Here is a 14,478-nt window from a genome sequence, read left to right as displayed (position 1 = left end):
GATCTCTAAGGCACAAAAATGGCGTCACAGACCTCAAATCTGTGGCGCCATTTCTTTATGATTCGTAGGATTCTGCCCGACATATGATGAACGATTTTAATCGTACTTCAAAGCGTTCTTCCTGATCGCCTTTAGACGTTTCATCACATCGTTCTCCCCTTGGCCGAAATAGTGGTACAGACGTTTATATTCGGCATACAGCTCCTCGTAAACAGCCGTATTTTCCGGAATTGGCTTGTAATAATGCGCTTTCACTTTTCCGATGGCTTTAGCCGCTTCCGAGATCGTATCGTAGCCCCCGCGTTCTTTGCCTGCTGCAACTGCTCCGAACATAGCCGATCCGTAGGCGGGCGTCTGGCTGGACGCGGCAATTCGAATTTCCATATTGCATACGTCCGCATAAATTTGCATCATCAAAGGATTTTTCTCCGCGATGCCGCCTGCCGCATACAGCTCGGTGACGGGTACGCCGCTAACGTTGAACGCGTCAATGATGATTTTCGTTCCATAGGCAGTCGCTTCGAGCAAAGCCCGATACATCTCCTCAGGCTTCGTTTGCAGCGTCATGCCGAGAAACAAGCCTGTCAGATCCGCATCAACCAAAGTTGAACGGTTGCCGTTCCACCAATCGAGCGCGATCAGACCGCTTTCGCCTACGGACAATCGCTGCGCTTTTTGAGTAAGGAATTGCTGGATATCCATTCCGTTCCTCGCGGCCTCTTGCTGAGCTTCGGAAGATACACAATTTCCGACAAACCAGGCAAAGTGATCGCCCACGCAGGATTGCCCGGCCTCGTAGCCCATCCATCCCGGCATGACGCCATCCTCTACGACGCCGCACATGCCTGGGACGATTTTCTCTTCTTTGCCCAGTAAAATATGACATGTCGATGTTCCCATAACCATCAGCATTTTTCCCGGTTCCGTAATACCGACCGCGGGAATGGCTACATGCGCATCCACATTACCAACGGCGACGGCCGTTCCTTCTCGAAGTCCGGTCATCCGGGCCGCTTCTGCCGTAATCTCTCCGGCTTTCGTTCCCACCGGATAAAGCTCGGCAGACAATTTCTCTTCAACGAAATTTTCCAGACGCGGGTCCAGCGATTTCAAAAAAGCATTCGACGGATAGCCGTCCTGTTTATGCCAAATCGCTTTATAGCCGGCCGTACAGCTGTTGCGCATTTCCTTGCCGATCAATTGCGAGACAATCCAATCGGTCGCTTCCAGAAAAGAATCCGCCGCTGCATAAATTTCGGGGTCCTCGTTTAGTATTTGCCAGGCTTTTGGCAGCAGCCATTCCGACGAGATTTTGCCGCCGTAACGGGCAAGAAAGGTTTCATTCAGCTGCTCGGCCCGTTCATTGAGAAGATTGGCCTCCTCTTGGGCGGCATGGTGCTTCCAAAGTTTCGCATAGCTATGGGGGCGGCTTTTGAATTCGTCCAAAAAGCATAACGGCGTGCCGTCCGCTTTTACCGGGATTATCGTAGATGAGGTGAAATCAATGCCCACTCCGATCACATCTTCCGGCGAGACGCCGGACTTACGGAGCACCTCCGGAACGGTCACTTTTAGAACTTCCAAATAATCCTCAGGATGCTGCAAAGCCCAGTCCGTTTCAAGCGCGGTCAATCCATCCGGGAGAAACTGATCCATGATGCCATGGGTATAGCCTTTTACAGCCGAAGCCACTTCTCTGCCGGTTTCAACCTCGATAAGCAGGGCTCTGCCGGAAAGGGTGCCGAAATCGACGCCGATACTGTATTTCATACGATCACCTCTTATTATAAAGCTTCTATCAATAGAGCTTCCCTTTGTCTGAAATAGGTGACGGTATAACGGACCAATTCATCCAGCTCATCTTGATTCGGCTTCCCGTACATGGCAGGGTATGGATTTCCTCCGGGACCCAGCGGTTCCGGCGTAACATAACAGCCTTCGCGGTTAAAGCCGATGAGGTAAAGCGCCATAATGATCGTGTCCACATCCATATGCCCCGTACCTAATGCGCCGCGATTGCTGTCCGCCATATGCAGATTGGTTAGCTGGCCTCCCGCTTGCAAAATAGCTTCGCCAATATGGGGTTCTTCCACTTGCATATGATAAATATCTCCATTAATATGCCGGATTCCGGGATGATTCACTTCATGAATATAAGCCTGCGCCTGGGCAATATTGTGCACGAGAGATGTTTCCGCAGCGCGGATCGGTTCGATGGCCGCTTTAATGTTCCATTTGCTGAACGAATCGGCAACGATACGCAATGTTTCGATGCTTCTCGCCCATTCCATATCGTCAACTTTATTAGGACGGCCGACAGCTGCAGGGACCACCAGCAGGTACTTCCCATTTACGGAAGCCGTAAACTCGGTTTCCCGCCGAATGTAATCGATTGCCGCCTGCCGATGATTCGCGATGTTGCTGGAGAGGTCATTTTCCTTCGAGAACATTCCGCAAACACCCGATACTTCGATGCCGCAGCCTTGCAAAATCTGATTGACTTCCTTGGTTTGATACCCCAAATCCGCACCGTAATGGTTCCCGTGCAGCTCCATGTATTTCACATCGTATTTACTTAAACGTTTGGCTGCAGCAGCCAGGGATTCGACGCCGAATCCCCAGTTGCTCCAGGACATGTTCAATCTTTGTTTAAGCTGTTCCGGATGATTTTTCTTTAATTCGCGAAAGGCCTGTTTGATTTTTTCGCTTTTCTGCGCATAATTTTGCAGCATGGTTCTCTCCACCATCCGCTTATTGATTTAGAAATCGAACTGTCCGGCATTTTCCTTCGTGAAATCAGTAGGAGGTCCGAGGATAATCGTTTTCCCTCCGTCTTTCACTTGTACTTTACCGATATTCGGAATATCTTGCCCATCCGTGATGGGTTGTCCTTCTTTCAAAGCTTTGGCCGCTACGACAGTCAAGTACCCGAGGTTAACCGGATTCCAAAGGGTAGCAGTATCGAGCGAGCCGTCCTCCAGGAATGGTTTGGAATCGGTAGGCAGCGCAACGCCGATAAGCGAAACTTTGTCCTGCATGTTCTTCTCCTGAATCGCCTGAGCTGCGCCAAGAGGCGCGACTGTCGAATAAGCAAGGATACCGTCAAGATCCGGGTTCGCTTTCAGCAAATCGAGTGTTTTCTGGTAAGCGACCTGCTGCTTCTCATCGGTTCCGATTTTTTCGCCGATAATGTTAAGCTTCGGATATTTTTCCTCAATTTGCTTGGTAGACCAATCGATCCAGGTATTCAGATTGTTTGCCGACAGACCGCCGGTAATAATCGCGATATTGCCCTCTTCTTTTTTCATAGCTTGTACCAGCAGATCGGCCATATGGCGGCCATAGACTTCATTATCGATTTGCTGAACGGACAGATCGACAATTGATTGATCCGCTTTGGTATCCCAGTCCATGACTTTAATGCCTTGGGCTTTCGCTTTTTTCAGCACCGGGGACAAAGCAGCCGGATCGTTGGGAGCGACGGCAATGACATCTACCTTTTTCGATATCAAATCTTCAATAACTTTAACCTGCTGAGCGGCGTCCGCCTGCGTTGGCCCCGTATAAATGACTTCTACGCCTAAATCTTCACCTGCTTTTTTCGCCCCGTTTTCCGAAGCGTTGAAATAAGGAATGCCCACCAATTTAGGAACAACGGCGATTTTAATTTTCCCGGAGCCAGCCGCTCCGTTATTCGCCGAAGCATCGTTTCCGGTATTCTCCTGCTTGCCGCTTGCACAGCCTGCTAACAGCCCCGCTGTCAATACGACAGACAATACGAGTGAACCAACCTTTTTCTTCATGTGTAAACCCTCCTGATTGTTTGTTGGTCTATATAAAACAAAGCGTGAAACCGGGATTAAGTTGTTTTCCTGAGCTCGTTTCGTTTCATGTTGGCCGAGAAGAAGTTGATCAACAGGACAGCAATCAGTACGACGCCAACCAGGATATTAATAATCATGCTGGAGACTCCCATCAGATTCAGACCGCTTGAAAGAACCTGAAAGATTGCGGTACCAAGAACGACTCCGATTACTTTGCCGTAACCCCCGGAAATACTTGCGCCTCCCAATACGGCAACGGATATGCTTTGCAGCAGATAGGAGCTTCCCAGATCCACCTTGGCCGAATTGTAGCGGCTTGTCATGATTACGGCAGCAATCGCGGCCATCATGGCAGAGAACAAATAAACGTAGATGATCACCCGTTTTGTGTTTACTCCGGAGAACAAGGTGGCAATAGGGCTGTTTCCAGTCATGTATACATGACGTCCCCATACGGTTTTATTCAGCAAGTACCATGCCGCTAATGCGATCAGGCCAAAAATAATAACGGGCAGCGGTATACCGAAATAGGCGTTACTGCCGATCGCCGCGTAGCTGTCCGGAAATCCGGATATGCTGTTGCCCTTCGTAATCAGGGTGACGATCCCTTTAAAAAAAGTCATGGTCCCTAGTGTAACAAGAATAGGAGAAACCCCGACGAAGGCAACGAAGAAACCATTCAATAACCCGCCAATAAGTGCCGTTAGCACTCCTAACAGAATGGAGAGCGCCAGGGGCATCCCCGAGGTCATACAGTAAGCCATAATCACGCCCGACAAAGCGGCAAGATAAGTGATAGAGAGATCGATCCCGGACGTTAAAATGACAACCAGCATGCCCAGCGACAGGATGCCAAGCTCGGGAATTTGAAACAGCATGTTTGTGAGATTATAGACATCTGTAAATCCGGGCGCAACGATTGCCATCACAATAAACAGTGCAACCAAGACCCCACCCAGCATCCATTCCTTTGAAAGTTTCACATTCTCCCCCCCCTTTTTATGCTTCGACTTCCACTTTAGCCAGACTTTTGTCGGCCCGTTTACGTTTGATCACGTCATAAGAAACCGCGATTAAAATAATCAAACCAACAAAAACGTCCTGCCAAAACGTGTTGATTTTAGCTAAAATCAGACCGTTCTGCATAATCCCAAGCAGAAGTGTCCCAAGAACCGTACCCAGGATGGAGCCTGAGCCGCCCATAATATTCGCTCCGCCGAGCACAACGGCAGCAATAACCGTCAGCTCAAACCCGGAAAATCCGTTCGGATCGACGCCTTTGTTGTAAGCGGTTTGCACAATGCCCGCGATACCGGCCAGCAAGCCCATATACGTATAAACGAATAGCTGCACCTTCGTCGAATTGATTCCGACCCGCATTGCGGAAACGGGGTTGCCTCCGAAGGAAAGAATATCGCGGCCCATTGTTAGATACTTTAGTAAAAACCAGGTGAATATGGCGGCAAGCAGAAAAATAAGGATTAAAATCGATACGCCGCCGATTTTGAAATCCGAAAACTGAAGGAAGCCTTTCGGAAGCATGCTGCTGTTCACGTAATCCCCGTTTGTTACATAGAGCGTAAGACCTGAAATAATGCTCATTGTTCCAAGGGAAGCAACGATCGGCGGGATTTTTGTTTTGGCGATCAGGAGACCGTTAATAAATCCAAAACAAGCACCCGCGAGCGGAGCGATAATAAATATAGCCAGAAGACTTGAAGTGCTTGATCCTATGGTGACCGCCAGCTTGCCGATAATCACGGTTACTGCTGCAGTAACGGCAGCTACAGAAACGTCGATTCCTCCCGTAATAACAATCAGCGTCATACCAACGGCAAGAATACCCAGGACGGAATTTGCTTTCAAGATATCCAGGATGTTCCCCGGAGTGAGAAATACAGGGCTCAATACGGTCAAAAGAATCGAAAGCAGAATGACGACAAGAGCGATGCCGAATTCTTTTTGATGGACAAGTTTATTCATAAATGTAGATACACCTCCTCATCAATTCGGTTCAGGGACCAGAGTCATAGGCGCTCCCAGTACGGCAAGATTCATAATTTTTTCTTGTGTCGCTTCCTGCTGCAGCAGCTCGCCGGCAATTTTTCCTTTTCGCATGACGAGGATCCGGTCACTTACCGCTAGCACCTCGGATAGGTCGGAAGAAATAACCAGGACGGCAATCCCGCTTTTTGCGAGCCTTCGGAGCAGCTTGTGAATTTCTCTTTTTGCCCCGATGTCAATTCCATTCGTTGGTTCATCGACAATCAATACTTTAGGGCTGGTTGCCAGCCATTTGGCAATGACTACCTTCTGTTGGTTTCCCCCGGACATGTTGCCGGTATTCAGAAAAGGAAGGTTCGGCCTGATATCCAGGCTTTTGATGTATTCATTTGCTATCTCAAGCTCTTTCTTTTCATTAATGCTGCCAAAACCATTTGTAAGGTTTTTCAAAACAGAAAGCGATGTATTGCGAACAATGGATTGCTGAAGAACGAGTCCTTCTTTTTGCCGGCTCTCCGGAACGTATGCGATCCCTTTGGCAACGGCTTGTTCAGAAGAAGTGAGTTTTAAAGGCTTTCCTTCTAACGTAACGGTACCGCTTTCAAACCGCTCAAGACCGAAAATGGCATGGGCGACTTCCGATCTCCCTGATCCGACAAGTCCGGTGATCGTGACCACTTCGCCTTGATGGAGCGAGAAACTGATATCCTTAAAGTTTCCTTTTTTTGTTAAACCGCTTACCTCCAGAATCTTCTTCCCTTGTACCGCATTTTCGCGTTCGATCACTTGCAATTCCCTGCCCACCATGAGGCGGATAAGCTTGTCTTCATTTAGTTCTTCCTTATCGTACGAACCGACAAATTTGCCATCCCGAAGAACGGTGAACCTGTCGGACACTTTAAACAGCTCTTCCATCTTATGACTAACAAAGAGAATGGCGATGCCCCTTCGCTTTAAATCCTCGATGACCTTATAAAGCAGTTCGACTTCGCCGGACGAAAGAGAAGAAGTCGGTTCATCCATGATGATCAATTTCGCTTCAAAGGCAAGGGCTCGTGCAATCGCAACAAGCTGCTGCTTGGCAATGCTTAATCTCTCCAACGGGATATCCACATCAATCGCAAAACCCAGTTCATCCAATGTGCGTTTCGCCGTTTCGCGCATTTCCCGCCATCTGACAAAACCCGAACCGCGTTTGTTTGTTTTACGGCCTTTACAGATGTTCTCCGCCACGCTTAAATTCGGAAAAAGGCTGAGATCCTGATATATGATCGAAATTCCCTTCAAAGTGGCATCAATCGGTCTCTGGATTTCGGCGGGTCGGCCTTCAAAAAGAAATACGCTCCCTTTGTCCGGATGCTCAACACCTGCCAAAATTTTAATCAAGGTTGATTTTCCGGCGCCATTTTCACCAATCAGGGCATGAACTTCTCCTGCACGCACCTCGAGTTGAACCTGGCTTAGCGCCTGAACGCCGGGATAGGTTTTGCTCATTTCCCTGACTTCAAGTAAAAGCTCGCTCATTGCGGTGACCCCCCTTATTCCTTGCTGGAATTAATTACGTGTAATCGGCAGTTCTGGCGGTAAATTTCGTATTCTCATAAATGTTTCTACTTCCGCTGAAGTCGGAATTCCATCACGCGGACCAAGCCTTGTCACTTTAAGCGCGCTGGCAATTGTTGCATACCAGGCTGCCTGAAATAAATCTTTACCGTCTGCTATCGAGCATGCAAGCGCCCCCGAGAAGGTATCTCCAACTACAGTATCTACCGCTTCTACAGGTATGGCTTCAATGAATTGCGAGTGGCTTGGCGTGCAAACCAGGGAACCGCGATGACCCATTTTTATAATGCTATTCGTAATCCCGAGGTGCTGAAAATATTGTGCGGCCTGATAAGCGTCTTGTATATGATTAACTTCAATCCCCGTCATATGCTTGGTTTCTTGCTCATTGGGAATTAGAATGTCCGCATACTTGATCGCTTGCATCGTAATTCCTTCAGCCGGCGCCGGATCTATGATGACTGGTATCCCCCGTTTCTTGGCCATCTTCATGGCTTCAATGACCGCTGCTTCCGTCACTTCCAATTGAACAAGCAGAACGCTGCAATCCTCGATTAGGCGGGCATACCGTTTAATATCGCATGCCGTTAGATCCATATTGGCTCCCCGCGCAACGACCATCGTCCGTTCGGCAAATTTATCAATAAGGATTGTCGTAATACCCGTAGGGCTATACGCAGACCGTTTAATATACGAAGCGTCAATTCCGGTCTCGTTTAAATCGTTTAAAATGATGTCACCGTAATGATCCTGCCCTATAGAGCCGATTAAAATCGGATTCTTCCCGAGTCTGCAAACAGCGGTAGCTGCGTTGCCTCCTTTGCCACCCGATTGGATGACCACCTTCTCCCCAAGAATGTTCTCGCCGCGGGTAAGAAGCTTATCCATTTTCATGATAATATCTGTATTTAAACTGCCAATTATTCCGATATTTTTCATTAACCATTTCAACCTCCCAAAGTGAAGCATGGCAGCAGCCTTCGCCTTCACAAGCAGAATATTAACCGCTTACAAAACAAACATCAAGTTTTGTTTTAAAAAAAACAAAACCAAATGCAGCCTGTCGAATCAGCGCATTTGGTTCAATGAAACAAAAGCCTAATTTGCAAAACAAAAGCTAATCACTCATTACTACATTAATACCGATACTTTTTAATGCGGTGAGCTGCTGGAGTGGCAGCTTGGAATCGATAATCAGTTTACTGACTTCATGAATATTCATTAGGAAAGTTAACGATTTTCGATTGCACTGCGTATGATCCGCCATTAAAATCACTTCATCGGCCACACTGCGAAACTTCTTTTTAATCTGCGCTTCTCCCTCGTGTTTTTCAAAGACGCCCTGTACAAGGTCAAATCCGCTGCAGGAGAAGAAATATTTGTCCACATGATAATTGTCCAGGGATTTCTCCGCCACTGCTCCGATGAATGAATAGGCTTGCGCATTCACATAACCGCCAATTGTAATCAGTTGAATGTTCTCGTGATCGAGTAGTTCCAGCATAATGGAAATGGAATTGGTAATGACGGTAATGGATTTATCCTTCAATTCCTTCGCCAGCTGAACAGAAAAATCGCTGCTGTCAAGTGCGATGATATCCCCGTTCTCGACAAGCTCCGCAGCGGCTTTGGCGATTGACATTTTAATATCAACATTGCTGATTTGCCGGTGAACGGGGATTTTATGATTTAATACAGCGCCGCCGTGCGTGCGGAGCAGCACGCCTTCTTTCTCTAACGTTTCCAAATCCTTTCGGATTGTTTCCTGCGTTACGTTAAGTTTTTTGCTCAAATTAGATACATACACGGTTCCTGTTTGCGAAATCATTTTAACAATCTCTTTCTGCCTTTCGGACGCCGGACTGCTCTTCCCCATGACTGACCACCCCGCATTAATTTATTTGGGTTTCTAATTTTGTTATACAGATACGATACACTTAAATATCTGTGATTCGGAACTGTTTTTATAGGTTTATTATTCATTAAATTTGTGATAATCAAGTCGTTTTTTTCTGTATTTTTGTTTTGGGTGAGCGCGTTGTCAGAATCACAATGGAGTATCAGCCTGCATTGGGCCTTGAGCGCTTCGCCACTCTAGCGAGCATAGCGCAGTCATATGGAGATGTGTCTTGGCGCTCCCTTCCTTTCGTTATCTCTACTATAGACGGAATAGGATCGCCATATCCATCGAAACAGGAGGCCGCAAGGTGACGGTTTTGTCACCTTACGACCTCCTGTGTTTCCGTTAAAAGATACATTCCGGTACGTACCCGAAGCGCCCAAGCCGGCGCATCAAAACTTGACGCTGCCCTCTTGCAGCCCACTGACGAACTTCTTCGTCATGAGAAGGAACAAGACGACCATCGGCACGACGGTCAAGATGCCTCCCGCAGCCATGAGAGCCCAGTTCGTATTGTACTTGCTTGTGAAATTCAAGTAGGCGACCGACACGGTCTTCATCGTATCCGTTTGCAGGATCGCGTTGGAAAGGAAAATTTCGTTCCAGGAAGACAGGGTCGTGAAAATCGCGACGACGACGAAAGCGGGTTGGGCAAGCGGCAAAATGATTTGGAAAAACGTCTTCATCGCGCCGCAGCCGTCCACCGTCGCCGACTCCAGCAAATCTTTCGGAATGCCGAGCATGAACGCCCGCAACAGGAACACGTTAAACGCGAACGCGCCTCCGACGAACGGGATGATGACGCCCCAATACGTATTGATCAGGTTCAGCTTGATTTCCATGAAGAAAATCGGGATGAAACCGATCGGCATGCTCATCGTGATGAACAGATAGGCGAGAAAAGCGCCAGAGCCCGGCATACTCAAGAACGTCAGTCCGTAGGCGGCGAAGCCGCACAAGACGCAGACGAGTACGACGGTCATTCCGGTAATGATCAGCGTGTTCATGTAAGCGACGTCGAAATGGCCTTGCTGCCAAGCGCGCGAGAAGTTTTCGAACGTCCAAAACTTCGGCCAGCCTAACGGGTTTTTCGAGATCTCGGCTTTTTTCTTGAACGCGTTCATGAGGAGAAGAAGCATCGGGAACAGCGAGTAAGCCGCGACGATCAATAGCGGAATATGCCGCCAATTGAACCTGAGCATCATTTACACATCCCAGCCTTTCTTCTTCTTCAAGTAGGCGTAAACGGCGATCAAGACGAACGCGATGAACATTTGGAACAACGCGATCGCGGAGCCGTACCCTGCCCGTTGGCCCCTCGTACTGAGCGAGTAGTAGTACGTCGAAAGTGTCTCCGTGGCGTGCGCTGGGCCGCCTCCGGTCATGACGTACACCATTTCGAAAGCCCCGAACGCCCCGAGTGCGGTGAGCAGCGTCACGACGACGAGCGTCGGGCGGATTTGCGGCAGAACGATGTTCCAGAGGATGCGGAAGCGCCCCGCGCCATCCAATTTGGCCGCTTCCTCGATCGATTTGTCGTTCTGGGTCAGCGCCGCGAGCAGCCAGATGACGTTGCCGCCGAAGCCCCGCCACATGTCCGCGAGGAGCACGGAAACGAGGGCGAACGACGGAATCGTCAGCCCTGGCCATTCCAAGAAGCCGAGACCTGCTTTATCCAAATAAAAGTTGATGCCGCTGAACGGGTTGTACATCCAAAACCAAATTTGCCCTGCGACGGTCACCGTTATGATCGACGTCGAAAAGTAAATGGATTGGTAAGCCGTTTGGCCCCTTTTGATTTTGAACAGCAAATAGGCGAGGCCGAATGCGATCATAATCGGGATCGTCACCCAGAAGAGCATCCATTTCACGTTGTTAAGAAATGCGGTGCCGACGATTTTGTCGCGGAAAGCTTCTACGAAATTGTCGATTCCGATGAACCTCGGCATCGAGATGCCGTTCCATTCGGTGAAAGGCAAATAAAGCGACAGCATCGCGGGGATGGTGACGGCGAAGACATGGAATAACAGTCCCGGCAAGATGAACAGCCACCCTTTCCAGCGTATCAGTCGCGAACGTTTTATCACCGCCGTCATCTCCTTTTGCGAAATCATGCGCCCGAAAGGCGTCATTCTCCCGGGAAAAAGGAAACGCCTTCGGCCGCCAGAAACGATCAATACTTATCGAGAGCGAAAATCCGATTGTCCTTGACATCCTTCTCTTTCAGCTGCTGGAGGTTGGCAAGCCAAGCTTCCGGAGTCGTCTTTTTCAAATAAACACTGGCGAAATCCGATTCGAGCACCTGCACGACGCTCGGAGGCCCATAAGACCAGGCAACGTAGCCGGTCTGTCCCGCCTTCTCCGCTTCGGAAATCAGGTTCAGCGCTTTGGCCACGTTCGGCTTCAGGTTGAGGTCGCCGTAGTTCATTTGAATCGGTTCGGGAATGCCGTGCTCCGCCATCGTCTTCACGACTTCGGTGTCGAAGAAGTCATTCAAGAGCTCGCCGACTTCTTCCTTATGCTTGGATTTGGAGTTGATGACGAGACCGCCGCCCACCCCGAGCGGAATGATCGGCTCGCCGTCCTGCTTCCAGCTCGGGAACGCCGCGAAGCCGATCTCGAAGTCCGGGTTGTTGTCGGCCGCCAAGCTCCATGTGCCGTCCAGCCGCATCGCCGCTTTGGCGTTCAAGAACAGCTGGGTACTGTCTTCCTGCGAGATCGCCTGCGACTTTTTGTCCGTCACGTAGCCTGCATTCCAAAACTCGTCGTAACGCTTGATTCCGTCCAGGATCGCCGGATCCGTCCAATTCAGGTTCCCCGAAAACAGCTGCTTCGTTCCTTCTCTGCCGAGCATGCTGTTGACGATGCTCGTCACCCACCAGTCGTCCACGCCCGGGTTATCCGAAGATCCCCAAGCGAACGGCATGATGCCCTTTTCTTCGATTTTCGGTACGAGGCTCATGAGCTCACCATAGTTCTTCGGAACGGTCCAGCCGTTATCCTTAAACATCGTATCGTTGTAAACGAGAATGAGGCCTTCGTAATTCCAAGGAATACCGATCGTTTTGCCGTTTTCGACATAGGCGTTTCTGGCCCAGCCGAACATGCCGTCGCCCCAGCCGTATTTGTCGTAATAGGCGTCGAGCGGTTCGACGTAGCCGCCTTTGTACCGTTCCTTCGCGAGGGACGGATCCATCAGCATGAGGTCGGGCGCTTTACCGGCCGCGAGGGCGGCGGACATCGCCTGGTCGTCGGCCATCGTTACCTGTTCCAGCTTGATGTCCGGGTGGTCGGCCTCGAATTTGTCGTACATAACCTGAAGGGCGGAGCTCTCTTCGCCCCAAATCGCGGAGTCGGGCACTTGCAGCTTGATAGCGCCGCCTTCTTTCCCGTCGCCTGAGGAGGAGCAGCCTGCCAGGACGATCATCGAAGCCAGACCGATTGCGTACAACGATTTGCCGAACGTGCGAAATGCGGGATTCATCATAAATGAACACCTCGATCGTTAGAATGGAAGACCGATTCTATTGCATACACGCTTTCAAATAGTTCGCCATCTCCGCGTATGCCTGCAACCCGTCTCCGGGAGCGAGCTCGCACTCGACCGCCATGTGGCCTTCGAACCCGATTTCCTTCAACGTTCGAAAGCCCTTCCGGAAATCGGTATGCCCGCAGCCGGGCTGCAGGCGGTTGCTGTCCGCCAAATGCACGTGGGCGACCAAACTTCCCGTTTCCCGCAAGCTCGCGGAAATGTCCCGCTCTTCGATCTGCATGTGGAAAAAATCCGCTATCACCTTCACGCCGCGAAAGCCGCCTTCTTGGATCAAACTCGCCGCGTCTTCCAGCTTGTTGATCATGTGGTCCTCGTAGCGGTTCAGCGGCTCAAGGAGCAGCGCGCTGCCCGTGGACAACGCATGATCGTTCAGCTTGCTCAAGGAATCGAGCAGCGCTTCGCGTTCCACTTCCGCCGAGCGCGGCGGAGCGAACGGCGGAAGCTTCCGGGAGAAGATGCCGAACGCCGCCGGTGCGATGACGCCAGCCGCTCCAATTTCGGCCGTCCGTTTCATGATCTCGCCGATGTCCGCGATCGCAAGCTTGCGCTGTTCGTCGTCGAAATCGCCGATCCAGCCGCGGTATCCGCCGCAGATCGAGCTGATGGACACGCCCGTAGCTTTGACCGCTTTTTCGATTTCGCTATAGTTTTCGATCAGTGATTTGCCGTCGATTTCGAGCCCTTCGAAACCGAGCTCCTTCAGCTTAGACAGCTTCTGCTCGTACGTGGAGCCGAAGAAACCTCTGTCTTGCGTGGCCAGCTTCATTTCATCACCCTCCATTTGCGGTTAAGCTCGCGAAATTGCGTCGGGGAAATACCGACGTAGGACTTGAACAACCGCGTGAAATTTTGCAATTCGCTGTAACCCAGCCGCTGGGAAATTTCCGTCACTGACAGCTCAGACGACTCCAGCAGCGCCTTTGCCTTTTGGATGCGCATCTCGCGCTGGACCTGCATCGGCGGCTTGCCGAAAAGCTCTTTAAACCGGGTGCTCACGTATGTAGGGTGCAAGTGGAGTTCGTCCGACATCATCCGAAGCGTTAACGGCTCTTCCGGAGAATGGACGAATCGCGATAGTAAGTCCAAGAAGCATTCCGACTTCGCCACGTTCGCGTGCGCGTCGCTTTGGCCGACCGCGCTGTTCAGAATGATGTACAAGAGCTCGAGTGATTTCGCCCGCGTCAGGATCGACAACGGCAAGGAAGACGTTTCGGCGTCCGCCGATTCCATGAATTCCATGAACACCTTCTCGAAAGACTCGTTCTTTTGCAGCCGGAACACGTACGGAATTTGGAACATCTTCATGGCGTCCATGACGCCCGCGATTTCGTACGTGAAATGCCACCACAGAAACTCCGTTTCGTCCGGCGTATCCTTGTAATGGTCGTGCTCCACGTTCGGAGAAATGAAGGTGACTGTTCCCGGCGCGATCGTCGTCACATCCCCGCCTATCCGCAGCTTGGCGCTGCCCGACTTCAAGTAGGACATAACGTACCAGGGAAGCGTCCTGTTGAACGTATTCATTTCGATGCGGCGATGAATGTCGAATTCGACGATTTGGAGCTCGGCATGCCTCAGGAGGGAACCCAGTCGGTCGCCCATGCCGTGTATCCCCCCTTTCCGTAACGTTTCCG

13 protein-coding genes are annotated in these 14,478 nt (G+C 50.3%); all 13 read right to left on the bottom strand.

Translation table 11 applies throughout. From position 1 onward, the window contains the following. Nucleotides 1-96: 96 nt before the first annotated feature. Complete coding sequence (gene araB, locus KXU80_RS04410; protein ID WP_219837071.1) at nucleotides 97-1,770, bottom strand: ribulokinase; 1,674 nt, start codon at nucleotides 1,768-1,770, stop codon at nucleotides 97-99. 14 nt (nucleotides 1,771-1,784) lie between these two features. Then, entirely contained in the window at nucleotides 1,785-2,732 is a 948-nt protein-coding gene (locus KXU80_RS04405) for a sugar phosphate isomerase/epimerase family protein (RefSeq protein ID WP_219837070.1), read from the bottom strand. Nucleotides 2,733-2,759: 27 nt separating this feature from the next. Then, nucleotides 2,760-3,803: an autoinducer 2 ABC transporter substrate-binding protein gene (locus tag KXU80_RS04400; RefSeq protein ID WP_219837069.1), complete on the bottom strand. Its 1,044-nt coding sequence runs from the start codon at nucleotides 3,801-3,803 to the stop codon at nucleotides 2,760-2,762. 56 nt (nucleotides 3,804-3,859) lie between these two features. Beyond that, on the bottom strand, nucleotides 3,860-4,807 hold the full coding sequence (locus tag KXU80_RS04395; protein ID WP_219837068.1) for an ABC transporter permease: 948 nt from the start codon (nucleotides 4,805-4,807) through the stop codon (nucleotides 3,860-3,862). Between the two features lie 16 nt (nucleotides 4,808-4,823). Further along, the gene (locus tag KXU80_RS04390; protein ID WP_219837067.1) at nucleotides 4,824-5,807 is read right to left on the bottom strand and encodes an ABC transporter permease; all 984 of its coding nucleotides are present in this window, start codon (nucleotides 5,805-5,807) and stop codon (nucleotides 4,824-4,826) included. A 21-nt stretch (nucleotides 5,808-5,828) separates the two neighbouring features. Continuing rightward, nucleotides 5,829-7,352, bottom strand: coding sequence for a sugar ABC transporter ATP-binding protein (locus KXU80_RS04385; RefSeq protein ID WP_219837066.1), 1,524 nt, complete (start codon nucleotides 7,350-7,352; stop codon nucleotides 5,829-5,831). Between the two features lie 30 nt (nucleotides 7,353-7,382). After that, nucleotides 7,383-8,330: a ribokinase gene (locus KXU80_RS04380; RefSeq protein ID WP_219837065.1), complete on the bottom strand. Its 948-nt coding sequence runs from the start codon at nucleotides 8,328-8,330 to the stop codon at nucleotides 7,383-7,385. Nucleotides 8,331-8,508: 178 nt separating this feature from the next. Further along, a complete protein-coding gene (locus KXU80_RS04375) occupies nucleotides 8,509-9,219 on the bottom strand; it encodes a DeoR/GlpR family DNA-binding transcription regulator (RefSeq protein WP_219837064.1) in 711 nt (236 codons plus the stop codon). 464 nt (nucleotides 9,220-9,683) lie between these two features. Next, nucleotides 9,684-10,496 carry a carbohydrate ABC transporter permease gene (locus KXU80_RS04370; RefSeq protein ID WP_219837063.1) on the bottom strand — a complete coding sequence of 271 codons (813 nt, stop codon included), beginning with the start codon at nucleotides 10,494-10,496 and terminating at the stop codon, nucleotides 9,684-9,686. Next, nucleotides 10,497-11,378 (bottom strand): carbohydrate ABC transporter permease, encoded by an 882-nt coding sequence (locus KXU80_RS04365; RefSeq protein ID WP_219837062.1) that lies wholly within the window; start codon nucleotides 11,376-11,378, stop codon nucleotides 10,497-10,499. It lies immediately after the preceding gene. An 86-nt stretch (nucleotides 11,379-11,464) separates the two neighbouring features. Next, nucleotides 11,465-12,778, bottom strand: a complete 1,314-nt coding sequence (locus tag KXU80_RS04360; protein WP_219837061.1) for an ABC transporter substrate-binding protein — start codon at nucleotides 12,776-12,778, stop codon at nucleotides 11,465-11,467. 37 nt (nucleotides 12,779-12,815) lie between these two features. Then, a complete protein-coding gene (locus tag KXU80_RS04355; RefSeq protein ID WP_219837060.1) occupies nucleotides 12,816-13,610 on the bottom strand; it encodes a sugar phosphate isomerase/epimerase family protein in 795 nt (264 codons plus the stop codon). Then, nucleotides 13,607-14,446 carry an AraC family transcriptional regulator gene (locus KXU80_RS04350; protein ID WP_219837059.1) on the bottom strand — a complete coding sequence of 280 codons (840 nt, stop codon included), beginning with the start codon at nucleotides 14,444-14,446 and terminating at the stop codon, nucleotides 13,607-13,609. The genes KXU80_RS04355 and KXU80_RS04350 overlap by 4 nt, the downstream gene beginning before the upstream one ends. Between the last annotated feature and the right edge of the window lie 32 nt (nucleotides 14,447-14,478).

This window comes from Paenibacillus sp. R14(2021) (genome assembly GCF_019431355.1).
Taxonomy (GTDB): domain Bacteria; phylum Bacillota; class Bacilli; order Paenibacillales; family Paenibacillaceae; genus Paenibacillus_Z.
Note: the sequence above shows the minus strand (reverse complement) of the source record. Positions and strands in the feature narration are given on the sequence as shown.

Coding starts and splice junctions, on each gene's coding strand:
- araB (WP_219837071.1), bottom strand. CDS start 1,770: ATGAAATACAGTATCGGCGTCGATTTCGGCACCCTTTCCGGCAGAGCC.
- KXU80_RS04405 (WP_219837070.1), bottom strand. CDS start 2,732: ATGCTGCAAAATTATGCGCAGAAAAGCGAAAAAATCAAACAGGCCTTT.
- KXU80_RS04400 (WP_219837069.1), bottom strand. CDS start 3,803: ATGAAGAAAAAGGTTGGTTCACTCGTATTGTCTGTCGTATTGACAGCG.
- KXU80_RS04390 (WP_219837067.1), bottom strand. CDS start 5,807: ATGAATAAACTTGTCCATCAAAAAGAATTCGGCATCGCTCTTGTCGTC.
- KXU80_RS04385 (WP_219837066.1), bottom strand. CDS start 7,352: ATGAGCGAGCTTTTACTTGAAGTCAGGGAAATGAGCAAAACCTATCCC.
- KXU80_RS04380 (WP_219837065.1), bottom strand. CDS start 8,330: ATGAAAAATATCGGAATAATTGGCAGTTTAAATACAGATATTATCATG.
- KXU80_RS04375 (WP_219837064.1), bottom strand. CDS start 9,219: ATGATTTCGCAAACAGGAACCGTGTATGTATCTAATTTGAGCAAAAAA.
- KXU80_RS04370 (WP_219837063.1), bottom strand. CDS start 10,496: ATGATGCTCAGGTTCAATTGGCGGCATATTCCGCTATTGATCGTCGCG.
- KXU80_RS04360 (WP_219837061.1), bottom strand. CDS start 12,778: ATGATGAATCCCGCATTTCGCACGTTCGGCAAATCGTTGTACGCAATC.
- KXU80_RS04355 (WP_219837060.1), bottom strand. CDS start 13,610: ATGAAGCTGGCCACGCAAGACAGAGGTTTCTTCGGCTCCACGTACGAG.
- KXU80_RS04350 (WP_219837059.1), bottom strand. CDS start 14,446: ATGGGCGACCGACTGGGTTCCCTCCTGAGGCATGCCGAGCTCCAAATC.